Origin of the sequence: Chryseobacterium pennipullorum, assembly GCF_003384725.1 — a bacterium.
GTDB lineage: Bacteria > Bacteroidota > Bacteroidia > Flavobacteriales > Weeksellaceae > Chryseobacterium > Chryseobacterium pennipullorum.
Genome location: NZ_QNVV01000001.1, coordinates 108545 through 131166, shown reverse-complemented (window position 1 = coordinate 131166; position 22622 = coordinate 108545). Strand labels below are relative to the sequence as shown.

Sequence of the window (22622 nt, the reverse complement as noted above, 5' to 3'; positions counted from 1 at the left end):
TAAATTTTAATAAATAGATAAACTGTAATAATGGACAGATTTTCATTCCTAAACGCAGCTCATTCTCAGTTAATTGAGGATTTATACCAACAGTACTTAAAATTCCCGGACTCTCTAGAACCATCATGGAAAGCTTTCTTTCAAGGCTTCGACTTTGCTTTAGAGAACTATGGAGATGACGATAACACCCAGTTTATTCAGGCTTCGGCCAACGCTGCCCCGGCAGTACAGCAAATCTCTCAGGCAGTATCAAACGGAGAGGTTCCTGAACACATCAAAAAAGAATTCAAAGTAGTAAACCTTATTGAGGCTTACAGAACAAGAGGGCACCTGTTTACAAAAACAAACCCGGTTAGAGAGAGAAGACATTACACTCCAACTTTGGATATCGAAAACTTCGGTCTTTCCAAAGAAGATCTGAACACAAAATTCAACTGTGCCGTTGAAACAGGAATGAAAGAGCCTGCTACTCTTGCAGATCTTATCACTCATCTTGAAAATATCTACTGTGATTCTATCGGAGTAGAATATACATACATCAACAATGTTGAAGAAAAAGATTTTATCAAAAGATGGCTTCAGGTAAACGAAAACCATCCAAGTCTTTCTGCAAACGAAAAAACAGAAATCTTATTAAAATTAAATCAGGCTGTTGCCTTTGAAAATTATCTTCATACAAAATTTGTAGGGCAAAAAAGATTCTCACTGGAAGGTGGTGAAACATTAATTCCGGCTTTGGATCAACTGATCTCAAGATCTTCTCAGCTTGGCGTGGATGAAGTGGTATTGGGAATGGCTCACAGAGGGAGATTAAATGTATTAACCAACATTTTCGGAAAATCTTACAAGCAGATTTTCTCAGAATTTGAAGGGAAAGAATTCGAAGAAGATGTTTTCTCTGGTGACGTTAAATACCACCTGGGATCGTCTAAAAAGATCAAAACGGCTTCAGGAGAAGAAGTTGCAATTAACCTGACACCAAACCCATCCCACCTGGAAACGGTAGCAGCTCTTGTAGAAGGAATCTGCCGCGCTAAAGTAGATGACAAATACAAAGATTACTCTAAAATATTACCAATCATCATCCATGGAGACGGTGCAATTGCCGGACAAGGGATTGCTTATGAAGTTGCCCAGATGATGACTCTGGAAGGATACAAAACAGGTGGTACAGTTCATATTGTTGTCAACAATCAGGTTTCGTTTACGACAAATTATATGGATGCAAGATCATCAACATACTGTACAGACATCGCAAAAGTTACAGAATCTCCTGTAATGCACGTTAATGCAGACGATGCTGAAGCAGTTGTTCATGCCATTCACTTTGCTGCTGATTTCAGAGCTAAATTTGGTAAAGATGTATATATCGATCTGTTAGGATATAGAAAATACGGACACAATGAAGGTGACGAGCCGAGATTCACTCAGCCTAACCTGTATAAAACAATTTCCAAGCACCCGAATCCAAGAGAAATTTATAAGGATAAATTACTTAAGGACAGCGTTACCTCGAATGATGTAATCGCTAAAATGGAAACGGAATTCAAAGCTCTTTTAGATAAAGATTTTGATGCTTCCAAAGAGATTGAGAAAAATGTAATGGATGTGTTCATGGCTGAAGATTGGGTAAACTATCCAATTGGTAAGAGAGGAGCTGTTCAGTTACCGGTAGATACCAAATATGACTTAGCTAAATTGAAGGAGTTGGCGCTTAAAATGTCAACACTTCCGGCTGATAAAAAGTTCATCAACAAGATTACAAGACTTTTCGATAACCGTATCAAAGCTATTGAAGCCAATTCATTAGACTGGGCACTAGGAGAGTGGTTAGCGTATGCTACACTTCTTGTAGAAGGTCACAATGTAAGAATTTCCGGTGAAGATGTGGAAAGAGGTACATTCTCGCACAGACATGCCGTAGTAAAAACTGAAGATACAGAAGAAGAATATATCCCGCTAAGACATGTGTCAGAAAGCAGATTTGATGTATACAACTCTCACCTTTCAGAATATGGTGTTTTAGGTTTCGATTACGGATATGCAATGGCATCTCCCAATACACTAACGATATGGGAAGCTCAGTTCGGAGATTTCGTGAACGGTGCTCAGATTATTGTTGACCAATATCTGGCAGCTGCAGAAGAAAAATGGAAAATTCAGGATGGATTGGTGATGCTATTACCTCACGGTTCAGAAGGACAGGGTGCAGAGCACTCTTCAGCAAGACTGGAGAGATTCCTTACCCTTTGTGCCAATGAAAACATGGTTGTAGCTAATATCACTTCACCGGCTAACTACTTCCACTTGTTGAGAAGACAGTTGAAATGGGCATTCAGAAAACCATTGATCGTAATGAGCCCTAAATCTTTACTGAGACACCCTAAAGTGGTTTCTCCACTTGAAGATTTCGCGACAGGTTCATTCCAGCCAATCTTGGACGATCCAACTGCAGATCCTAAAAAAGTAGAAAAATTAGTTCTTTGTTCAGGTAAACTGTACTTCGAATTATTGGCGAAGAAAGAAGAACTGAACTGTGAAAATATTGCATTGGTAAGATTCGAGCAGTTGTATCCGCTTCAGGCAGATGCTATTGAAGCGATCTTCAATAAATATGACAGCAGAACACAATTGGTGTGGGCCCAGGAAGAACCTGAAAATATGGGAGCATGGTCTTATATCCTGAGAAACTTCAGAGATACAGGAATCCAGGTAGTTGCTCCGGTACCAAGCGGTGCTCCGGCTCCAGGTAGCCACAAAATGTTTGAGAAGAACCAGAATGCAGTGATCAACAGAGTTTTCGACAGAGATGATGCGCCTGCAAAAAGACCCGTTACAGCATAATTAAAATAATAATCAGTTAAAAAAATAAAAAATACTCGATATGTCAGTTTTAGAAATGAAAGTTCCTTCACCGGGCGAATCAATTACAGAAGTTGAAATCGCAACTTGGCTTGTAAAAGATGGTGATTATGTAGAAAAAGATCAACCTATCGCCGAAGTGGATTCAGATAAAGCAACTCTTGAATTACCGGCAGAGCAAAGTGGTATTATCACTTTAAAGGCAGAAGAAGGTGATGTAGTACAGGTAGGTCAGGTAGTTTGTTTAATTGATATGGATGCTGCAAAACCAGAAGGTGCTGCACCTGCTGCTGAAGCTCCAAAACAGGAAGAAGCTCCTAAGGCTGCTGAACCTGCTAAACAAGAGGCTCCAAAACCGGCTGCACCGGTGGCCGCTCCTCAGACTTACGCTACCGGAGCTCCGTCTCCTGCTGCTAAGAAAATCCTTGACGAGAAAGGAGTAGACGCAGGACAGGTTTCAGGGACAGGAAGAGATGGTAGAATCACGAAAACTGACGCTGAATTAGCTGCAGTTCCTGCATTAGGAGGAAGCCCTCTTACTGCTACAGGTTCAAGATCTACGACAACTACGAAACTTTCAGTTTTAAGAAGAAAAATCGCTCAGAGATTAGTTTCTGTAAAGAATGAAACCGCAATGCTAACAACTTTCAACGAAGTTGACATGTCTGAAATCTTCAGATTAAGAAAGCAATATAAAGAAGAATTTGCTCAAAAACACGGAGTAGGTCTTGGTTTCATGTCTTTCTTTACAAAAGCAGTGACAAGAGCATTACAAATGTATCCGGATGTGAATGCATCTATCGACGGTGACTTCAAAATCAACTATGACTTCTGTGATATTTCAATTGCCGTTTCAGGTCCTAAAGGATTAATGGTTCCTGTATTGAGAAATGCAGAAAACATGTCTTTCAGCGCTGTAGAAGCTAACATCAAAGATCTTGCTACAAAAGTAAGAGATGGTAAAATTACTGTTGATGAAATGACTGGCGGTACTTTCACCATTACCAATGGTGGTACTTTCGGATCTATGATGTCTACACCAATCATCAACCCTCCACAATCTGCTATCCTGGGAATGCATAATATCATCCAGAGACCGGTTGCTGTGGACGGACAGGTGGTTATCAGACCGATGATGTACGTAGCGATGTCTTATGACCACAGAATTATCGATGGAAAAGAATCTGTTGGATTCCTTGTAGCGGTAAAAGAAGGTATTGACAATCCTGTTGAAATCCTGTTGGGTGGCGACGAAAGAAAAGGCCTTGGATTATAAGTTTTAATAAAATTATAATATAAATATACAATCTCGCCTTAAAAAAGGCGAGATTTTTGTATTTATTAAGGAAATACAACAATGATGTTTTCAAAAATGACTTCCAATATCAAAGTTTCAGTAATACCTGAATATGATAGTAAAAACAGTTATCCATCCGAAAACCGTTATGTTTTTAAGTACAATATTACCATAGAAAATGACGGTGACTTTCCCATCAAAGTACTGAAAAGAAAATGGCTGATTTTTGATGTAGGATTTGGATATACAGAGATTATTGGTGACGGAGTTATCGGCCTGACTCCCGAAATAGGAACAGGTGAAAATTTCGCTTATTTCTCCAATGTGATGCTTCGGTCCGGAGTTGGGAATATGGGAGGAAAATACCTTGTTCAAAACATGGATACACAGGAAACTTTTGAGATCGATATCCCCAAATTTAATCTGCTGTCTGAAGTATTGAGCAATTAACCTTGTTTTACAAATGAAAAGCAGAAGATACTAATGTGTTAACCTACTGTGGGTAAAAGAGTATGATAATGGTTATTTCACCAGGATTTCTCTGGATAGCTACAGCCTTTTAATCTTAGCTTTCATGTACTCATTCACTTCATCATTATTGGTGAGGAAGAGCTTTTCAAAAGCCAGCAGAGATATTTTGGCACATACTTCAGCATCTGCTCCGGCCCTGTGGTGCGTAAAATCAATCTTATGATATTCTGCCAAAGGTTTTAGTCCGTATTTCGGAAGATAGTTCCATGACTTTTTTGCGAGCTGAATGCTACACAGATAATTTAATTTCGGCGTAAACATTCCATAATGTTCCAGGCAGCCTCTTAAAACAGAAGCATCAAATCCAGCATTGTGAGCAATCATGAGTGTTCCGTACATCATATCCTGGGCTTCATGCCAAATTTCATCAAATGTAGGTGCATCTTTCACGTCCTCAGGTTGTATTCCATGTACCGCCACATTAAACCTGCTGAAATAAGGAAAGCTGGGCGGCTTGATCAGCCATGTTTTAGTCTCTACAATTTTAGAGTCCTGTACTATACAGATCCCCATTTCACAAGCTGAGCTTTTCTCGTGTGTTGCCGTTTCAAAATCTATTGCGCAGAAATCCATTGTTTTAAATTATAGGTGGTTGCTGGTTCTTTTGGTTGCTCGTTTTCTGGTTGCGGGTGCTCTGGTTGCTCGTTTTCTGGTTAAAAGTTTAAGGTTATTCCTAATTCCTAATCTGCTGCCTTCTACCCAAAAAATGCTTGAAAATTAACCATTTTGACTGGTAGAATTTTTTCTTCTGGTGATTTTGGCGAAGTTTCCAGGTTCCGGGAAGCTGTCCGTAGAATCCAAAATGTGCCCGTACTACCGCCCAAAGGTGTGGGAATCCCTGTTTTACCCCAAAGTAAATTCCAGCAACACCATCCAGGCAAAGTCTGAAAAAGATCAGCCAGATCAATTTTGGAAAAGGAAGGTTTTTAAGCATCATTGAAAGGTTGTTTCTGATGTTTAAAAAGGTTTTTTGTGCACTCTGCTTGTTCAAAGTTCCACCGCCAACATGATAGACTTTGGCTTTTCCGGTATAGAAAATCTTTTTCCCCGAATTGATAAGCCTCCAGCATAGATCGATCTCTTCCTGGTGGGCAAAAAATCGGGCATCAAAACCATTCTGTTCCCAAAAGTCTTTGGAACGTATAAAAAAGCAGCATCCTGATGCCCAGAAAATTTCTGTTTCATCGTCGTACTGGCCCTTATCTTCTTCAAGCTCATCAAAAACCCTTCCTCTGCAATAGGGATAGCCAAGATTATCAATCAGCCCGCCACCTGCACCTGCAAATTCAAAATATTGCGGACGGTTATAGGAAAGGATTTTAGGCTGCACTGCAGAAATTGAAGCATCTTTTTCAAATAGCTCCAATACAGGGCCAATCCAGTTTTCTGTAACCTCTACGTCAGAATTCAGAAGGCAGTAATATTCATTTGTGATCTCCTGTAAGCCCTCATTATACCCCCCTGCAAATCCATAATTTTTATTGTTTTTGATAATTTTTACGGGGGGAAAGTGTCTGCTGAGAAATGCCAGGGAATCGTCCGTAGAATGATTATCGATCACGTAAACATCTGCGTGCTGAGAAAATTGGAGCACACCGGGTAGAAATTTCTCAAGCCAGTTTCTTCCGTTCCAGTTTAAGATGACAATTGCCAGTTTGTTCTGCATGTGCATTTATTTTTTTTCAGAATCAAAATTTTTGATAGAGTCCTGGTATTTCCATTTTCTATGGGACCACAGGTAGTTATCCGGGTGCTTATGTAAAGTGTTTTCCAGTAGTTTATGGAATTTCCTTACCACTTCATTCTCAGTGAATTTTTCACCATCCGGATATATTCTATGGTAATTGACCTGATAATACCCTCGTTTTACCCGTTTCATTTCGCAATAGATAAAGATAAGGTCCATTCTTGTTGCCAGCTTATCATAGCCGATAAAAGCAGGGGTTCTTTGGTTCAGAAATTCCAGCCCATAGGTAATGTGGGCAAAATGGGGAGTTTGGTCTGCTACAAACATATAAGCAGAATCACCATTGTTCTTCGATCTGAAAATATTAAGGATTACTTCATTCGCTTCAAGAGCTTCATTCCCGAATTTGTTCCGGACCTTTTTCATCTGGTTTTCCCAAAAATCATTATTCACTTTTCTGTATACGGGGTGACAGTGAGCTTGTGGAATGACCTTGGCCAAAGCATTGATCCATTCCCAGTTGAAAACGTGCCCCGCCAGTAAGATAATATTCTTGCCTTCCTGTTTAGCTTCGTGAAAAAGCTCCTGGTTAATATGCTGCATTCTCACCCTGGATTCTGTCTCGGAAATGCTGAATGACTTTACAGTCTCCGCCAGATAGTCGGAGAAATTGTGATAAAACTTTTTGCGGATTTCTCTTATTTCTTCATCGGATTTTTCCGGAAAGGAATTTCTCAGATTTTGAGTAATTACATGTTTTCTGTAGCCCACCAAATAGTAATTGAGGAAGAAAATAACGTCCGAAAAAACATAGAGTATTCTCAGTGGAAGTTTTGAGATGAAATATAATATTTTGATCAGGAAGTTCATAAAAGATGCAAATTTAGTGATAATTAAATTATGGTTCTATTTTTGCTGGGAGATAAGTATTATTTTTTTACTTTTATGTTATGAAAAAATTGATAATTTTCGCTTTTCTGGGATTAGGCACACTTGCTTTTTCACAGAATGTAAAGAATACGCGGGAAGACGGAAAACAGAAGACCGCCCTTATTGTCCCTACGGAACAGAAAGAGCTTGATGCAAAGAAGAAAGCTGCTGAAGAAAAAGCCAAGCTTCCAAAGCCTTACGATCCGAAGGCTGATGCGCAGGCTGATATTGCTAAAGTGATAGCGCAAGCCCAGAAAGAAGGCAAAAAAATTATAATTCAGGCTGGGGGGAACTGGTGTATCTGGTGTCTCCGATTTAATAATTTTGTACAGCAAACTCCTGAACTGAAAGAAATTGTAGATAAAAATTATGTATACTATCACCTGAATTATTCTCCAGACAATAAAAATGAGAAAGTCTTTGCCCAGTATATTAATATTAATGAACAACAATTTTATCCATTTTTTATTATTTTAGATAAAGATGGTAAAAAACTTCATGTTCAACAAAGTGAGATTCTAGAGGATGGAAAGGGATATAGTAAAGCAAAAGTGAAACAATTCCTGGAAAATGGAAAAGTTTGATAGACATTTTATTAGCGAATTGCTCTCAGAATTAGAATAAATTATATTTGATAATTTAAGATATATGAAAAAGCCATATCACAGATTGTGTATGGCTTTTTTTTATTTAACAATTCTCAACATATATACTTTGTTCATGAGCATTATGACAGGCTGCCCCGCCAGAATAGCTGATGCATGAAGTACATGAACTTATAGATACAAAAGATCCGTCTGAACAAGTTCCCGCACAAGAAGTTCCTCCAGACACAATTCTTAATTGTTCACGAGATAATTTTTTTAAATTTTTCATAATTATTGGTTTAATAGTTCGGTACCAAAGATATGTTTTTATTTTAGAAAATCCCTATTTGTGGAATAATTATAATAATTTTTTGATCCAGCTTAATTTTTTATCAGAATACGGTGGATATTTGATATTTGGCTCACCCCAGGTTGCTTTTTCAAGAATGGCTTTCTGATGTGAAAACGCTTCGAAGCCATATTTACCATGATAATTTCCAATACCTGAGCTTCCGACACCTCCAAATGGCAGATGGTCATTACTCAAATGCATGATGGTATCATTGATACATCCACCTCCGAACGAAAGTTTACGCGTAAAGATCTCTTTTTCTTCAGAATTATTAGTGAAAAGATAAGCTGCAAGTGGTTTTTCCAGTTCCAAAATGGAATTGAGTACTGTATTATAGCTCTGAAAGCTGATGACAGGGAGGATTGGGCCAAAAATCTCTTCCTGCATAATTTCATCGTTCCAATCTACAGCATTCAGAATGGTTGGTGCAATGTATAGTTGTTCTTCGTTGAAATCACCTCCGGTATATACTTTCTTTTGATCAATAAGGGTGGTGAGACGATGAAAATTTCGCTGGTTTATGATTCTGGTATATTGTGCCGATCCCGGATCATAACTGAATTCCCTGATGTATTTTCTGAGCATTTCCAGAAACTGCTCCTGAACGGTTTCTTCTACCAGGAGATAATCGGGAGCTACACAGGTTTGGCCAGCATTCAAAAACTTTCCCCAGACAATTCTTTTCGCGGCAACTTCAAGATTGGCATCTTTGGTGACAATAGCAGGTGATTTTCCACCTAATTCCAGAATAACAGGTGTAAGATGTTCAGCAGCAGCTTTGTACACAATCTTTCCTACTTTGGTACTTCCGGTAAAGAATATTTTATCAAACTTAAGTTTTAAAAGGGCTGTGGTCTCATCAATACCTCCTTCATACACCCGAAGATATTCCGGCGGAAAATTTTCATTGATGAGAACAGACATTGCCATCATGGTATGATGGGCTATTTCACTAGGTTTGAGAATGCAGCAGTTTCCTGCCGCAACAGCGGCAACAAGAGGAGACAGGGATAGCTGATATGGATAATTCCAGGCCCCAATCACCAATACGCAGCCCAGCGGATCGGAATAAATTCTACTGCTGCCCAGCTGATTCACCAGATTTGTGTTTACTTTTTTAGGCTTAGAGAGAGACTTCAGATTTTTTAAATAATAGTCTATATCATTCAGTACAAAAGAAATTTCTGTCGTAAGTGTATCAAACCTGGATTTTCCAAAATCCTTAAGAATGGCATCATACAGCATATTTTCATGAGAGATTATAAGATCCCTTAGTTTTTCCAGATACATTTTCCGGAATGCAATACTTTTGGTTTGCTGAGTCTTAAAAAATTCTCTCTGACTGTGTAAAATTTTTTCAATTTCCATATGATGGCTTTTCTGTTAAACGCAAGTGCTTAAGTGATACTGTAATGAACAGAAGCAACAATAAGTTGGCCAAAGTGAGTAGAGATGGAAGACGGTAGCGCGAAGCTGGAAGTTTCTTTTTGACGTTATGAGGGTATTGGTTATTTTTATAAGAATTGATTATAATTCGTTTTAATTTTAAAAAATTTCAGTTAATATGTTATTCCGCGCCAAGGATTATTTTTCTCACACAAAGATCACAACGAATTTGATTTGAAAATTTTTAAAAAAAAGATAAATACTTTAAGCCTTTGCGGACACAGCGTTAAAATACAAATTTCCTTAACCGAATCCATTAGTAATTTAGGACTTCAACAACTTCCAGCATCCAGCATCCAGCATCTAGCATCCAGTATCCAGTATCCAGCATCTAGCATCTAGCTTCCAGCATCTCTTCTTACATAATATTCCTCACTGCGATCTTCACCGGGTGATAAAGTAATACAATGAGCGCTGTAATAAAGGCTAGCCAGAATAATCCTGTAAAAATCTCCATATTGGAGAGCAGCATTGCCTGTGCATTGATTTTTGTTTTAAAAGCACCGGCGGTCATGGCCATAGATTCATTAACGGGCAGCCTGGAAATATGGTTTCCGAAAATCTTATTCCACTGGCTGTAGAAAACCGGATTGGTATCTGTGAGATTAAAGCTTAACGTGTCGGCATGTTTTAAAGTTAAAAATAACATCAGGTTCTGCATTAAGGCGTAACCAATCGCTGTTGCCCAGAAACGGGTGGTAGTTCCCATAACACTTGCATTAGCAACGTATTCTTCCGTCATCCCAGAAATAAGAAAGAAAACCAGAGGTGTAAATAGCAGTCCCTGAGCTATTCCCTGCAGAAATAAAGGCGGACAGATCGTGGTAAGGCTGGTATCCGGATAAAAGGTATAGGTAAACCATGCACAATCTATTGCCAGTAAAAGAAAGCCTGTAAAGAAAACGATTCGGGAAGAAATCCCGCGAACAAGGCAAATACCGGATATGAAAACTCCGATCAGTGTTCCAGCTACATTCCAGTATTGGATGTTCACAATATAATCCCAGGGCCACTTCCAGATGACTGCCATAATGCTGTACACATTGTTCAACCCGGAACGGATGAGATAGAAAATAAAGAAAAGGATCATTCCTGCAATCACATTTTTTGAACTTAAAACTTCAAAATGAAATAATGGCCGTTTTGAGTTTCTTTGTTTGAGCATAAACAATCCGCCGGAAATAAGGAATACAAATAAGCAGATAAGAATGGTGTCAGATTCCAGCCACATTAGTCTTTTTCCATAGACGATCGCATAAGCTCCGGATTGCAAACACACCCAAAGCAGAAACCAGCTGGGAATATCCAGCTGATAAAGTGGTTTTTTGGGAAAAAAGCGGTTCCTGTTGAAAATGACAATACCCAGAATCAGCACAAAAACATGAAAATACGCCATCATTAAAATCATATGCTGAAAATCGTAATCCTGGATGCTTGATTTCATTAGGGTAGTGGTCACAGTTCCTCCTGTCAGCATGAGAGAATACATAAAGAGATAAGCGATCACCTTAGCATGTCTGGTCCTGAGTTCTGCGATAATCAATGGCAGGAAAATAGCGCCCTCAAGCAGCCCGAAAAAACCTTCCAAAAACCGAATAACCAGAATTACATGATAATCATTGGTGACGGATAAGACATACAGAAGGATCACGGAAACGGAAGACATCAGAAGCACATAGTATTTAACGCTGAAATAAGCCATAAACCTTTGCAAAACCAAGAGAGTCACTACAAATGTTCCGTACATCAGCATCATTAAATATTGAATATCATCCGAATCTACTCCCATAAAAGAAGAGGTGAAGGCACTGTTGGAATGTAATAATGACAGTAACATGATGTGTGGAAATAATGCCAGTATGAGTAAAGGCAATTTTAACCACTGCGGCAGCCATTTATGATAAACTGTATTGTGTTGCATAAACTGTTGAAAAAGGCTAGGAATACATAGAATGCATTCATTTTATCTAAATTAAAAAGCGAAAAGACAAAAAGGCAAAGAGTAAAACAAAAGGGTAAAATAGCAAATATGCTTAAGAAAAAATTTGCAGTTTTGTCTTTTCGCAGAAAAGATTATTAATTTGAAGATTTGAAAATGTGTTAATTTGAAGATATAGAGGATTTGTACTCTAACAGCTCCATTCTAAATCTTCTTCGCGCTTACGAGGACGTTCATTCCGGAAAGCAGCTTTTCATTATCTTTATTATTATCAAGGATGATTTTAACAGGAAACCGCTGTTCGATTTTTACAAAATTTCCGGTCGCATTGTCGGGTTTTATCAAAGAAAACTGGGATCCCGAAGCCGGAGATACAGAAAGAATTTTTCCTTTAAATTCGATTCCCGGATAGGCATCAGCGGTGATGATGACCTCCTGCTTCTGATCGATCAGCCCAAGCTGTGTTTCTTTGTAATTGGCTATAATCCATTTTTCTTTGCTTACGATCTGCACCAATGCCTGTCCTTCCTTGATCAGCTGTCCTTCCTGGATTGTTTTTTTGCCTACCCAGCCGTCGTAAGGAGCTGTAATAACTGTATAGGAAAGGAAAAGCCTGGCATTATTCAAATTGGCTGAGCTCTGGCGGATCTGGCTTTTGGCAGGTGCCACTTTAGTCTGCTGTTCGCTGGCTCCTGCTCTCACTGCATTTTTTTGTTGTTCCAATGCCAGCAGATTGGCCTTTGACTGTTCATAAGAAGCTTTTACATTTTCAAATTCCTGCTCCGTAGCGGCATCTTCAGCCAACAGGTTTTTGTATCTTTTGAAATCCTGTTCATTTTTCCAGATGTCAATTCTTGCCGAAGCAATTTTGGCATCGATAATTTTTGTATCGCTTTCTTTTGTACTGACACCGCTCTGGATTGTTGCTATATTCTCAGTAGTGGCATGAAGACTGGCTTCTGCCATTTGTATCTGGTTGACAAATTCCCTGTTATCTATGACAATCAAAGTATCCCCTTTGTGTACAAACTGATTTTCATCAAACCTGATCTTTTGGATAAATCCGGATACTTTGCTGGAAATTGGTGTAATGTACTGTTCGATCTGTGCATCATTGGTGGTAACATTTTTTCTTGAAAAAAGGTAAAAACTTACCATTCCTGTAATCCCGGAGATGATCAGGATCCAGGCAAGCAGGCTGATTACCCTGTTGATTCTTTTTTCCTTTCGTGTCAGTTGTTTCTTTGCCATAGTTTTTATAAGTTTCCAATCGTATATTGGAGTTGATAATACTTTAGTTGTCTGTTAATTTTTACGGAAATAAGGTTGGATTCGGCTTCAAGGTAGGTGTTGTCCGCATCAATAAGCTCCGTGATCAGGCTTAGTTTGTTTGCATATTTTGTTCTCACGATGCGGTAGTTCTCTTTGGCCTGTACGATGGCTTCTTCAGCGATGGTTACCTTTTGGTCGGTTTCTTCAAATTTTTTATATGCCTGATAGACGTTGTGCCTGATCTTTTCTTCATTTTCCCCGATCTGAAGTTTTGCCAGGTTAATGTTCTCTCTGGCTTCCTGCATTCTGTATTTGTTTTTGTAGAGGTTTCCGATGGGATAGGTGAGATTTACCCCAATCATTCCTAAACGGTATGCATAAGGCTCCGGAGGAAAAAACATCATGTTCGGATACTTTAAGAAATACTCTCCACCGGCTGTTATCTTTGGAAGATAATTGGCTTTGGTGATTTTCTGGTCCAATTCTTTTAAAGAGAGGTTTTTATGGGTGATTTCCACCGATTCATTTTTGTGTAAAGCGGTCTCTGTCAGCTCATCAATATGGGGGATGGATGCTTTATCAGAAATCAGATCTTCCGTATCAGCATGCATTTCCTGGTCTTCAGGGAGTGAAAGAATCGTTTTCAGTTTGTGTTCTGCAATCTGGATGTCATTATTAAGCTCCGTCCAGCTCATTTTATGATTGGAAAGCTGTAATGATGTTCTCAGGACTTCATTTACCGTAACCACTCCGTTAGCTTTTAGGACTTTTACCTGTCTTATATTCACAGAATCTTCTTTCATTTTGTCCTGGATAAGGTTTTGCTGTTCCTTCAAATGATGAATCTGTAAAAAAGCGGTAATGATCTCCATCTTAAGCTGTCTCTCATCCATGTGTGTTGTAAGGGCTGAAATTTCTGTATCTATTGCCGCTTTTTTTTCCGTATTTTTTATTGTACCACCCATATACACCGGAATGGATGCCGATAGCGTAAAATCATACATTCCGTTGATGGCATTATATTTTGTAGGTTGACCGAATACGCCATCCTGATACTGAAAAAGATTTGTTACCTGGCTATAGCTTGTATGAAACTCAATATCCGGAAGTTTTTCCATTTTAAGATCTTTCTCTCTGGTTGCGGACATTTCCTGTTTCAGGTGACTTATCTGAATGTTTTTGTTGTTTTTTAGACCGATTTCCACGGCCTGCTGAAGGCCTAGATGCCGGTAATCTATCATCTGTGAATGAAAAAAATTGCTCAATAAAAGGCACAACGCTATGCACTGATATCGGCATGCGTTAAATATCATATTCATAAATTTATTAAAGGATTTTTGCTAAAATGATTTTGATATTGCAAAGGTACGCGGTGGGGAGCCGGACATGATTTGTGAAAACAGAAAAAGATTTGTTCATTTACGCCAATATAAAAAATCTTAGTATCTTTATTTCATGAATAACAGTCATTTTAGTGAAGTAGAAGAAGAAGATGCTGAATTTTACATTTATCATGTACTTACAGGAAATATTACAACAGAGATTCATTATCACAGCTCGGCCCAGCTCGTATATGCTGAAGGCGGTATTGTGCATGTTTTTACCGATCTAAAGCACTGGTACCTTCCGGCAAGATGTTTTATGTGGATTCCAGCAGGAACACCCCATTATATTTTTTCGACGAGCCCAAAAGTAGATCTGTATAATTTTTACTTTAAAAAAGAAGAAAATGAGAATGGCTTTTTTGATGAAATTAATATCTATTCCGTCAACAACCTGCTGCGGGAAATGATTTTACATACCAAAGAATGGAATGGGAAAATCACAAAAAATGATACTTCTGAATATTATTTTCTCAAAGCTCTTAAGGGAGTCTTGCAGGAGAAAAAACATCAACATCTGGCATTTCCGATACAACATCCTTTTCCAAAAGATGAAACATTGCTGAAGATCGCACGATATATTCATGCTAATCTTGAAAAACCACTTAGTATCGAATCTACCGCCAAAGAATTCGGAATGAGCACCAGAACCCTTTCCCGGAGGTTTAAAGAGATTTTGGGAATGAATTATGTCCGTTTTCTGAGGGCTTTAAGAATTACCCGGTCTCTTGAATTGATGCTGGAAGGTAAATATAATATGTACGAGATTGCCATGATGGTAGGGTACAACAGTTTGTCTTCTTTCAGTAATATCTTCAAAAAAGTAATTGGAATAGCACCCACCGAATATCAGAATAAGTTGAGAGGGGAGCGTTAGGTACAAAAAAAACCACTTCAAATACATGAAGTGGTGTTGTATGGAGAGAAATTCTCAGTCGCTTATTAATTAAGCTTCTTCGGATTTAACTTCTTCTTTCTTAGCAGCAGGGGCAGCTACAACTGGAGCGTCAGATACGATATCGAATTCGAAATTGTACTCAACGTTTCTGTGTAATCTGATGTTTGCTGTTACTTTACCAGTTCTCTTGATTGTGTTCCCTGGAATTTTAATGTATTTCTTCTCTACAGAAACTCCAGCTTTAGCAAGAGCATCAGAAAGATCTGCATTGTTGATAGATCCGAATAGTTTATCACCAGAACCTACTTTTGCAGGGATGGTGATAGAAGTTTTCTTTAATTGATCAACTACCGCGTTAGCAGCAGCGATTAATTTAGCTTCTTCTTCTTTTCTAGCTTCTAAAGTAGCTTCAAGAGCTGCTTTGTTTTTAGGTGTAGCTAAAAGTGCAATTCCTTGAGGAAGTAAAAAGTTTCTAGCATAACCTGGCTTTACGCTTACTGTATCAAACTCAAGTCCTAAGTTTTCTACGTCTTGTTTTAGGATGATATCCATTGTTGTTGTCCGTTTTTAGTTTTAGAGAAAAGAAAAAAGAAAAAAGAAAAAAGACGGATGTCTTAGAAATTATTTCTTTCCTTTCATCTAAAAATCGTTAGAATTAATTTTATTTATTCAGCAACAAAAGAAGAGGTTGCCCTCTTCTTTTATTTATTTTTTGTCTTATTTCAATAAGTCAGCTACGTAAGGTAGTAAAGAAAGGTGTCTTGCTCTTTTGATAGCAGCAGAAACTTTTCTTTGGTATTTTAAAGAAGTTCCAGTGTATCTTCTTGGTAAGATTTTACCTTGCTCGTTTACAAACTGTAATAAGAAATCAGCATCTTTGTAATCAACGTGCTTAATTCCGTATTTTTTGAATCTACAATATTTCTTTTCAGATTTTGTATTGATATCAAGTGGAGTAAGGAATTTTACTTCTGATTCTCCTCCAGCTGAGGCTTGTTTAGCCATTTCATCTATTGCCATGTCTTGTCTTTTTTAAAAAATAGGGTTAATAATTAAGCTTTAGCTGCTTTTACTTTAGCTCTTCTCGTTACAGCGTACTCAATAGCATGCTTGTCAAGTTTTGTAGTAAGGTAACGGATTACTCTCTCGTCACGCTTAAATGCTAATTCTAAGTCAGCTACTACAGTACCTTCACCTTTAAACTCGATTAAAGTGTAGAACCCATTCTTTTTCAATTGGATAGGGTAAGCTAATTTTTTAAGTCCCCAATTTTCTCTAGCAACGATTTCGCAGTTCTTTTCTTTGATAAGATCTACATACTTGTTCACTGCTTCCTCTACCTGTGACTCAGATAGAACGGGAGTTAAAATGAAAACAGTTTCGTAATTGTTCATAATGTTAAATGAATTTATTAATTATTTCGAGGTGCAAAAGTATAAAATATATTTGTTATATACAAGCGTAGTGGTGGAACTAATATTATTCTTTTGTAAGATCATGAGTTTTTATCCCATATTAAGTATTTTTAAATTGCATCAAAATTAAAGTTATCAAATTTATCAGCCGTAGATTTTAAGGTATTCCAATCAAAATCATATTTTTCACTATTAATCCATGTGGTTGGTAATTGAATTTTAAAAATATTTTTTGAAGTGCTTAGAAAGCCTTGGTCTTCAGTAAAAGATGTATTCAGTTGAAATGGATCAAAAGAAAATGAAAAATATTGAGAAAATAGTATTGTAAATAAGCCAGATAATGCTAGTGTTAAATTTTCTAAACTCGCATCATGAAAATTATTATTTCTATTGTGTTTTACATTATTATATGCCTTATACCAAGGTAGTGAAACATATGTAGCTGAGTTCCATTCTTGAAAAGGATCTAAAAGCTTGGATGTAGATCCCCAAATATCTAATTGAACTTTATACTCATGTAATTTTGAAGCTTTATTTATTTTAAAATAATCTGTAATATTCCAATCTCGGGGAGCTTTTGAGAATTGGTTTGAACTTAATATAGATTTACAATTAGATTCGAATTCAGTACAAGTTCTTAGAAATAATTCATATATTCTGTGAGAATATACTTTTTTATTACTGTCATTAGGTTCAATATAATCAAGAATGTCGAGATAATCCTGTACTATTAGATGAAATGCTCTAATTGAGCTTATTCTTTCATTTGAATAATCTGAGTCTAATAAGTAAGTGTTTCCAATTGATCGTAAATAATTATCATCAATAAATGGCCTAATTATTTTCTTAAATGGTTTGTTTAGTGACATAGTTTTTAGTTTTAGTTTTTTCTTATTTCTGTTAAGAAGTTGATTTTCAGTACATCATATAAAGAATGTCTGCTTACTAAGATCGAAGCAATAGAAGAAACCATACCGGCAAGCATAAGGTGAAAGATCAGTGAGTGCCTGTCGGTCATTTCCAATACAATAATTGCTGATGTAAATGGTGCTCTGGTAATACCGGTAAGAAATGCAACCATGCCGCCAAGAATCACAACATTCGTTTCATGGGGGGTTAAGTGGATCGCTCCGGAAATGACAGATCCAATACTTGCCCCTGCCGTAAGTGCCGGTGCAAAGATCCCGCCTGCGCCTCCCGAAGTAAATGACAGGGCAGGGCCCAGCATTCTTAAAATAGGAACATACCAGTCTTCATGCTTATTCTTAGTAAAGAGAACGCGTTCCATAATCTCTTTTCCGGAGCCGAGGATTTCCCGATTGATAAAGTAAGCAATCGAAGCAATGATCAGCGCACATACAACCAGGAATATGATGTTGGCTTTATCTGTTTTTAGTCTTTTCTTTTTCCATGCACTGATCTTCAGCATGATCACAGAAAGCTGGCTTGCAAGGATCCCGGCCGTAGCAGCGACAAGGATAATGGGAAACATGACCATTAAAGAAACATCATTTGTTTTGGGATAACCAAGGTATAAGTACGATCCGGCCAACGTCTGAGCAGTTAAGCCTGCAATAATAACAGCGGTAAATAAAGCGGTTTTAAAATAATTGATATGCGTCTTTGAAAGTTCTTCGACAGCAAATACAATTCCTCCCAGGGGAGTATTGAAGGCGGCCGCAAGTCCTGCAGCTGCTCCGGTCATGATCATATTTTTCTTGGAGATTTTCGGCCACCATTCCGGTAGATACTCATTGACCTTTCTGAAAACAGAGCCGGCAATTTGAATGGTGGGACCCTCGCGACCTACAGCGCCACCTCCGATAACCAGTATGACGGAGGAAATGATTTTAAAAATAATAATCTTAAGACTCAGGAGGCTTCTTATCATTTTGTGTTCCTTGGGGTTGGCCAGCTCTACAGCGGCCATTACTTGCGGAATACCGCTTCCTTTGGCATTGGGAGCAAATTCCTTGACCAACCACCACGAGAGGACAAATCCTATGGGCGCAATAATAAAGATCATCCAGGCATGCCAGTTGAGGATAAAAATCATCAGGTTTTCACCCCACGCGAAGATCTGGGCATACATAACGGCAAAAAAGCCTGTGATCACAGACCCTATCCAAAAGGGAATAGCCTGAAGAAGATTGTACTTCAGCTGTTCATTCCGGATATTGTCAAAGGAGTTTTTGATGGATTTGCGTAGAAGAATAAAGATTTTCAGCATTTGTGTGTTGGGAAAAGTTTAAACGTTAATTGTTTTTAAATGTAATACTAATAACTTAAACTTCCAAAAAAGTCCATATAATCTAAAATAGATGATCTAGAATTGATGTTTTTACATGAAAAACTATATATTTTAAATTATTTGTAAAATAAAAATCGCTTTTTTTAGGTTTGTATAACGAATCTGATTTTTCAATGTCATTAAGGAGATTTCTATTTTGTTGATTTTTTTTGTCACAAATGCAGCTTATTTAATTGATGTACCTCTGTCATAAGGAAGTCATGTTCTGTTGTATCGTTGACAAATCTCCTGTGTATACAGTAATAATTACATTTTTTCAATAAAAAAGCCTTCGAATCAATCGAAGGCTTTGTATTGGAACCGGCAAAAAATAGTTTTGCCCGTTACCTATTTCTTAGATTTCTGTATTCAGATCCCAGTTTTCAAGATAATCGTGAACATGCTTCAGCATCATTCCGCCTAAAGATCCGTCTACCACCCTGTGGTCATAAGAGTGAGACATGAACATTAAGTTTCTGATCGCGATCACATCACCATCAGCCGTTTCAAGAACTGCAGGCTTTTTAACAATAGCTCCGATTGCTAAAATGGCTACCTGAGGCTGAGGAATAATCGGTGTACCCATCAGGTTTCCGAAGCTTCCTACGTTGGAAATGGTATATGTTGCTCCCTGAGTGTCTTCAGGTCTTAATTTTTTGTTTCTTGCTCTGTAAGCCAGGTCATTAATTGCTTTTGCAAGACCGGAAAGAGAGAGCTGATCAGCATTTTTGATGACAGGAACAATAAGGTTTCCGTCCGGAAGGGCAGTGGCCATACCAATGTTGATATTTTTCTTCTTGATGATATTTTCACCATTGATAGAAACGTTGATCATTGGGAAATCCTGGATTGCTTTCACAACAGCTTTGACGAAAATCGGCATGAAAGTAAGTTTTTCACCTTCACGTTTTTCGAAAACCGCTTTGTTTTTATTTCTCCATTTTACAACGTTGGTAACGTCTGTTTCAATGAAAGAAGTCACGTGTGGAGCAATTTGTTTTGCTTTTACCATGTTTTCAGCAATGATCTTTCTCATTCTGTCCATTGGAATGATCTCATCACCTGCACTTACCGGAATTGTCGCTGCCGGAGCAGATGGTGCCGGTTGTGGAGTAGAAGCTGCCTGTACCGGAGCTGTCTGCTGAACGGGCTGGCTTCCTCTGTTGGAAACGTAGGCCAATATATCTTCTTTGGTAATTCTTCCTTCCAAACCACTTCCCTTGATGGATTTCAGCTCGGTTTCAGAAATTTTTTCCTGTTGTGCGATGGATTTTACAAGTGGAGAAAGATAAAGATCTCCGGAAAATTCTACGGTTGAAGCAGCAGGCTGCAATGGCTGCTCAATTGTTTTCAAAGTATCGGCATCCGGAGTGGTTGCTGCCGGAGCTTCAGTTTTTACTTCTTCAGAAGCGGTGCCTTCTCCTTCGATTTCTAAAATAGCAATGGCCTCACCTACTTTTGCAACTTCATCTTTTTGCTTTAAAATTTTCACGATTTTCCCCGAAACTGGTGTCGGAACGTCTGAATCTACTTTATCTGTTGCAATTTCTACCACAGAGTCATCTTCTTTTACGTTATCACCCTCATTGAATAACCAAGTGATAATTGTCGCTTCCATAACCCCTTCTCCCATGGAAGGAAGCAATAATTTGTATTCTGCCATTTTTGATTTTTAGATTTTGACAAATATATAAAAAAAATCGGTTTTTTTATGAAATATATAATTTTAGCTGAATTCAATATAGATATTTTCGCCTACGTTCAAGCCAAACAGGCTTTTAGCGCCGTTTTTCTTGCTTCCTTTATAGATCGTAAGTTCCAGCTGCTGGCCGTCATTGAAAATAGCTGCAGACTGACCGTGGTATTCCGTTTCCCTTTCCCAATCCGAAACCACTTCGGTATGGCTTGAAAATATCCTGGAAAGGCTCAGGTTTCTGAATTTTATGGTGAATCCATTGTATCCTTTGCTGATATTCTCGAAAAAATCTTTATTGATATTTGAAATTATATTTCCGAAATTATCAATATAGGTAACTTCCCCAATGATCATGCCTTCAGACTCATTATACACCGCTCTAGGGAACATCAGTTGTTTCGCAGAATCTATTTTTCTTCCGATCACTTCGGGAAGCCCACCATTGGCGAGGTGTACTGCTGCGGGTACAAAAATATCGGTCGAAGTAAAGTCGATAATATCATCAAATCTGTTATTCAGCGTCAGCTCATAGATCGCTTCAGGCTTTATATCGAAAAATATAAGGCTAAGAAGGCCGTTGTCTGCTGCCAGAAAATAAGATCCGTCTGCCTTGTAAAGGATGTTTTTTCTTGATCTATGGTAAAAGCTGTCCACAGAAAGAATGTGGATGCTGCCTTTTGGAAAATATTTATAAGCATTTCGTACGATGTACGAGGTTTGTATCAGATTGAATGCCTGGATATCGTGGGTTATATCAATAATATTAACCTCAGGATTTAGAGACAGAATTTTACCTTTCACAGCGGCAACTCTGTAATCTAAATTTCCGAAATCCGAAGTAAGGGTAATAATTGACATGAGCAATTTTAGAATAGTCTGGTATTGCAAAGTTATTTAAAATAAAAAGAAAGCCCGAAATATTGTTGAAAAGAATTTGATATAAATTTGAAAAAAAGCTTTAATTTTAAAATCTAAAAATAAAAATACTGCATGTTTGAATTGACATATGATCTGGAAGATATCGATGCGAAAATCTTCTATGGAGTTAATAACCAATATTTCAACTTAATAAAATCAAGTTTCCCAACCATTAAAATTACAGGAAGAGATCATTTTATCTTTGCCATGGGAAATCAGGAAGCTTTGGATATACTGAAACAAAAACTGAATGATATTGTAAGTTTTATCTCTAAAAACAACTCAATAGGGCTGAAAGATGTTGAAAATATTCTCAATATTAAAGACGAAAGCGAAAAGCAGCTGATCTTTGACCAGGATATTATTGTAAAAGGAGTCAATGGTAAGATCATCAAAGCCAAAACTACCAATCTTAAAAAACTGGTAAAAGAGACTGAGAAAAAAGACATGGTTTTTGCCATCGGACCAGCAGGAACCGGTAAGACGTATACCAGTGTGGCATTGGCAGCAAGAGCATTGAGGGATAAGGAGGTCAAAAGAATTATCCTTACAAGACCGGCAGTAGAAGCAGGGGAGAGTCTTGGGTTTTTACCAGGTGACCTAAAAGAAAAGCTGGATCCGTATTTACAGCCTCTATACGATGCATTGCGTGATATGATTCCACATGAGAAGCTGGAGGGGTTTATGGAGAAAAAAGTAATTGAAGTGGCACCGCTGGCTTTTATGAGAGGACGTACGCTGGATGATGCATTTGTAATTCTTGATGAAGCACAGAATACCACGCATGCCCAGATGAAAATGTTCCTGACCAGAATGGGAATGAATGCCAAGTTTATCATTACGGGAGATCCCAGCCAGATTGACCTTCCGAAAAACCAACAGTCCGGATTGAAAGAAGCCATGAGAATTCTGAACGGAGTGAAGGAGATCGGATTTGTACACCTTACAGAAGAAGATGTCGTAAGGCATCCTGTTGTAAGAAAGATTATCCTGGCCTATAACGATGAGGAGCAAAGACTGAGAAATGATTAAAATACAACGGTAAAAGTTCTGTTAACCTTTCATTAACCTTAATTGTTTTATTAACATTTGGAGATCTGAAAAAAATAATTAGATTTGC

21 protein-coding genes are annotated in these 22622 nt (G+C 38.0%); 6 read left to right on the top strand and 15 right to left on the bottom strand.

Annotation, left to right across the window (positions count from 1 at the left end; translation table 11 throughout):
- The first annotated feature begins 30 nt into the window (after positions 1 to 30).
- The 3 genes from DRF67_RS00615 (at position 31) to apaG (ending at position 4609) form a co-directional block, all read left to right on the top strand.
- Positions 31 to 2844 (top strand): 2-oxoglutarate dehydrogenase E1 component, encoded by a 2814-nt coding sequence (locus DRF67_RS00615; protein WP_115925905.1) that lies wholly within the window; start codon positions 31 to 33, stop codon positions 2842 to 2844.
- Positions 2845 to 2884: 40 nt separating this feature from the next.
- A complete protein-coding gene (gene odhB / locus DRF67_RS00610; protein WP_115925904.1) occupies positions 2885 to 4138 on the top strand; it encodes a 2-oxoglutarate dehydrogenase complex dihydrolipoyllysine-residue succinyltransferase in 1254 nt (417 codons plus the stop codon).
- Positions 4139 to 4219: 81 nt separating this feature from the next.
- On the top strand, positions 4220 to 4609 hold the full coding sequence (apaG, locus tag DRF67_RS00605) for a Co2+/Mg2+ efflux protein ApaG (RefSeq protein ID WP_115925903.1): 390 nt from the start codon (positions 4220 to 4222) through the stop codon (positions 4607 to 4609).
- 99 nt (positions 4610 to 4708) lie between these two features.
- Here apaG and DRF67_RS00600 read toward each other — a convergent pair whose 3' ends face one another.
- From DRF67_RS00600 to DRF67_RS00590, 3 genes are all read right to left on the bottom strand, one after another.
- The gene (locus DRF67_RS00600) at positions 4709 to 5263 is read right to left on the bottom strand and encodes a 3'-5' exonuclease (RefSeq protein WP_115925902.1); all 555 of its coding nucleotides are present in this window, start codon (positions 5261 to 5263) and stop codon (positions 4709 to 4711) included.
- Positions 5264 to 5363: 100 nt separating this feature from the next.
- A complete protein-coding gene (locus DRF67_RS00595) occupies positions 5364 to 6356 on the bottom strand; it encodes a glycosyltransferase family 2 protein (protein ID WP_115926263.1) in 993 nt (330 codons plus the stop codon).
- Positions 6357 to 6362: 6 nt separating this feature from the next.
- Positions 6363 to 7247: a lysophospholipid acyltransferase family protein gene (locus DRF67_RS00590; RefSeq protein WP_115925901.1), complete on the bottom strand. Its 885-nt coding sequence runs from the start codon at positions 7245 to 7247 to the stop codon at positions 6363 to 6365.
- An 80-nt stretch (positions 7248 to 7327) separates the two neighbouring features.
- Between DRF67_RS00590 and DRF67_RS00585 the strand changes: the two genes are divergently transcribed.
- The gene (locus tag DRF67_RS00585) at positions 7328 to 7891 is read left to right on the top strand and encodes a thioredoxin family protein (protein ID WP_115925900.1); all 564 of its coding nucleotides are present in this window, start codon (positions 7328 to 7330) and stop codon (positions 7889 to 7891) included.
- A 106-nt stretch (positions 7892 to 7997) separates the two neighbouring features.
- On the opposite strand, the gene DRF67_RS22040 is transcribed toward DRF67_RS00585, so the two are convergent.
- The 5 genes from DRF67_RS22040 to DRF67_RS00565 form a co-directional block, all read right to left on the bottom strand.
- Positions 7998 to 8183 carry a bacteriocin-like protein gene (locus DRF67_RS22040; RefSeq protein ID WP_449384846.1) on the bottom strand — a complete coding sequence of 62 codons (186 nt, stop codon included), beginning with the start codon at positions 8181 to 8183 and terminating at the stop codon, positions 7998 to 8000.
- Between the two features lie 69 nt (positions 8184 to 8252).
- Positions 8253 to 9614 carry an aldehyde dehydrogenase gene (locus DRF67_RS00580; protein WP_115925899.1) on the bottom strand — a complete coding sequence of 454 codons (1362 nt, stop codon included), beginning with the start codon at positions 9612 to 9614 and terminating at the stop codon, positions 8253 to 8255.
- Positions 9615 to 10050: 436 nt separating this feature from the next.
- The gene (locus DRF67_RS00575; RefSeq protein ID WP_165851712.1) at positions 10051 to 11565 is read right to left on the bottom strand and encodes an MFS transporter; all 1515 of its coding nucleotides are present in this window, start codon (positions 11563 to 11565) and stop codon (positions 10051 to 10053) included.
- Positions 11566 to 11835: 270 nt separating this feature from the next.
- Positions 11836 to 12882 carry an HlyD family secretion protein gene (locus DRF67_RS00570; RefSeq protein ID WP_115925897.1) on the bottom strand — a complete coding sequence of 349 codons (1047 nt, stop codon included), beginning with the start codon at positions 12880 to 12882 and terminating at the stop codon, positions 11836 to 11838.
- 5 nt (positions 12883 to 12887) lie between these two features.
- Positions 12888 to 14144, bottom strand: a complete 1257-nt coding sequence (locus DRF67_RS00565) for a TolC family protein (protein WP_115925896.1) — start codon at positions 14142 to 14144, stop codon at positions 12888 to 12890.
- A 214-nt stretch (positions 14145 to 14358) separates the two neighbouring features.
- On the opposite strand from DRF67_RS00565, the gene DRF67_RS00560 reads away from it, so the two are divergent.
- Positions 14359 to 15162 carry a helix-turn-helix domain-containing protein gene (locus tag DRF67_RS00560; RefSeq protein ID WP_115925895.1) on the top strand — a complete coding sequence of 268 codons (804 nt, stop codon included), beginning with the start codon at positions 14359 to 14361 and terminating at the stop codon, positions 15160 to 15162.
- 69 nt (positions 15163 to 15231) lie between these two features.
- Here the strand turns inward: DRF67_RS00560 and rplI are convergent, their stop codons facing one another.
- The 7 genes from rplI to DRF67_RS00525 form a co-directional block, all read right to left on the bottom strand.
- Positions 15232 to 15735, bottom strand: a complete 504-nt coding sequence (rplI, locus tag DRF67_RS00555; protein WP_115925894.1) for a 50S ribosomal protein L9 — start codon at positions 15733 to 15735, stop codon at positions 15232 to 15234.
- 165 nt (positions 15736 to 15900) lie between these two features.
- Positions 15901 to 16203, bottom strand: a complete 303-nt coding sequence (gene rpsR / locus DRF67_RS00550) for a 30S ribosomal protein S18 (RefSeq protein WP_034706728.1) — start codon at positions 16201 to 16203, stop codon at positions 15901 to 15903.
- 32 nt (positions 16204 to 16235) lie between these two features.
- The gene (rpsF, locus tag DRF67_RS00545; RefSeq protein ID WP_115925893.1) at positions 16236 to 16577 is read right to left on the bottom strand and encodes a 30S ribosomal protein S6; all 342 of its coding nucleotides are present in this window, start codon (positions 16575 to 16577) and stop codon (positions 16236 to 16238) included.
- 131 nt (positions 16578 to 16708) lie between these two features.
- Positions 16709 to 17467, bottom strand: a complete 759-nt coding sequence (locus tag DRF67_RS00540; protein ID WP_115925892.1) for a hypothetical protein — start codon at positions 17465 to 17467, stop codon at positions 16709 to 16711.
- 11 nt (positions 17468 to 17478) lie between these two features.
- Entirely contained in the window at positions 17479 to 18828 is a 1350-nt protein-coding gene (locus DRF67_RS00535; protein WP_115925891.1) for a chloride channel protein, read from the bottom strand.
- Between the two features lie 415 nt (positions 18829 to 19243).
- Positions 19244 to 20551 (bottom strand): dihydrolipoamide acetyltransferase family protein, encoded by a 1308-nt coding sequence (locus tag DRF67_RS00530; RefSeq protein WP_115925890.1) that lies wholly within the window; start codon positions 20549 to 20551, stop codon positions 19244 to 19246.
- 63 nt (positions 20552 to 20614) lie between these two features.
- A complete protein-coding gene (locus DRF67_RS00525) occupies positions 20615 to 21442 on the bottom strand; it encodes an SAM hydrolase/SAM-dependent halogenase family protein (RefSeq protein ID WP_115925889.1) in 828 nt (275 codons plus the stop codon).
- A gap of 132 nt (positions 21443 to 21574) precedes the next feature.
- Here DRF67_RS00525 and DRF67_RS00520 point away from each other — a divergent pair, with 132 nt between their 5' ends.
- Complete coding sequence (locus DRF67_RS00520) at positions 21575 to 22534, top strand: PhoH family protein (RefSeq protein WP_115925888.1); 960 nt, start codon at positions 21575 to 21577, stop codon at positions 22532 to 22534.
- Positions 22535 to 22622 lie beyond the last annotated feature (88 nt).

Excerpts from the sequence above, each read along its gene's own strand:
- rpsR (WP_034706728.1), bottom strand. The coding sequence starts at position 16,203 with ATGGCAATAGATGAAATGGCTAAACAAGCCTCAGCTGGAGGAGAATCA.
- DRF67_RS00540 (WP_115925892.1), bottom strand. The coding sequence starts at position 17,467 with ATGTCACTAAACAAACCATTTAAGAAAATAATTAGGCCATTTATTGAT.
- DRF67_RS00590 (WP_115925901.1), bottom strand. The coding sequence starts at position 7,247 with ATGAACTTCCTGATCAAAATATTATATTTCATCTCAAAACTTCCACTG.
- DRF67_RS00530 (WP_115925890.1), bottom strand. The coding sequence starts at position 20,551 with ATGGCAGAATACAAATTATTGCTTCCTTCCATGGGAGAAGGGGTTATG.
- DRF67_RS00560 (WP_115925895.1), top strand. The coding sequence starts at position 14,359 with ATGAATAACAGTCATTTTAGTGAAGTAGAAGAAGAAGATGCTGAATTT.
- apaG (WP_115925903.1), top strand. The coding sequence starts at position 4,220 with ATGATGTTTTCAAAAATGACTTCCAATATCAAAGTTTCAGTAATACCT.
- DRF67_RS00565 (WP_115925896.1), bottom strand. The coding sequence starts at position 14,144 with ATGATAGATTACCGGCATCTAGGCCTTCAGCAGGCCGTGGAAATCGGT.
- DRF67_RS00525 (WP_115925889.1), bottom strand. The coding sequence starts at position 21,442 with ATGTCAATTATTACCCTTACTTCGGATTTCGGAAATTTAGATTACAGA.
- odhB (WP_115925904.1), top strand. The coding sequence starts at position 2,885 with ATGTCAGTTTTAGAAATGAAAGTTCCTTCACCGGGCGAATCAATTACA.
- DRF67_RS00585 (WP_115925900.1), top strand. The coding sequence starts at position 7,328 with ATGAAAAAATTGATAATTTTCGCTTTTCTGGGATTAGGCACACTTGCT.
- DRF67_RS00535 (WP_115925891.1), bottom strand. The coding sequence starts at position 18,828 with ATGCTGAAAATCTTTATTCTTCTACGCAAATCCATCAAAAACTCCTTT.
- DRF67_RS00570 (WP_115925897.1), bottom strand. The coding sequence starts at position 12,882 with ATGGCAAAGAAACAACTGACACGAAAGGAAAAAAGAATCAACAGGGTA.
- DRF67_RS22040 (WP_449384846.1), bottom strand. The coding sequence starts at position 8,183 with ATGAAAAATTTAAAAAAATTATCTCGTGAACAATTAAGAATTGTGTCT.
- rpsF (WP_115925893.1), bottom strand. The coding sequence starts at position 16,577 with ATGAACAATTACGAAACTGTTTTCATTTTAACTCCCGTTCTATCTGAG.
- DRF67_RS00600 (WP_115925902.1), bottom strand. The coding sequence starts at position 5,263 with ATGGATTTCTGCGCAATAGATTTTGAAACGGCAACACACGAGAAAAGC.
- DRF67_RS00580 (WP_115925899.1), bottom strand. The coding sequence starts at position 9,614 with ATGGAAATTGAAAAAATTTTACACAGTCAGAGAGAATTTTTTAAGACT.
- DRF67_RS00595 (WP_115926263.1), bottom strand. The coding sequence starts at position 6,356 with ATGCAGAACAAACTGGCAATTGTCATCTTAAACTGGAACGGAAGAAAC.
- DRF67_RS00615 (WP_115925905.1), top strand. The coding sequence starts at position 31 with ATGGACAGATTTTCATTCCTAAACGCAGCTCATTCTCAGTTAATTGAG.
- rplI (WP_115925894.1), bottom strand. The coding sequence starts at position 15,735 with ATGGATATCATCCTAAAACAAGACGTAGAAAACTTAGGACTTGAGTTT.
- DRF67_RS00520 (WP_115925888.1), top strand. The coding sequence starts at position 21,575 with ATGTTTGAATTGACATATGATCTGGAAGATATCGATGCGAAAATCTTC.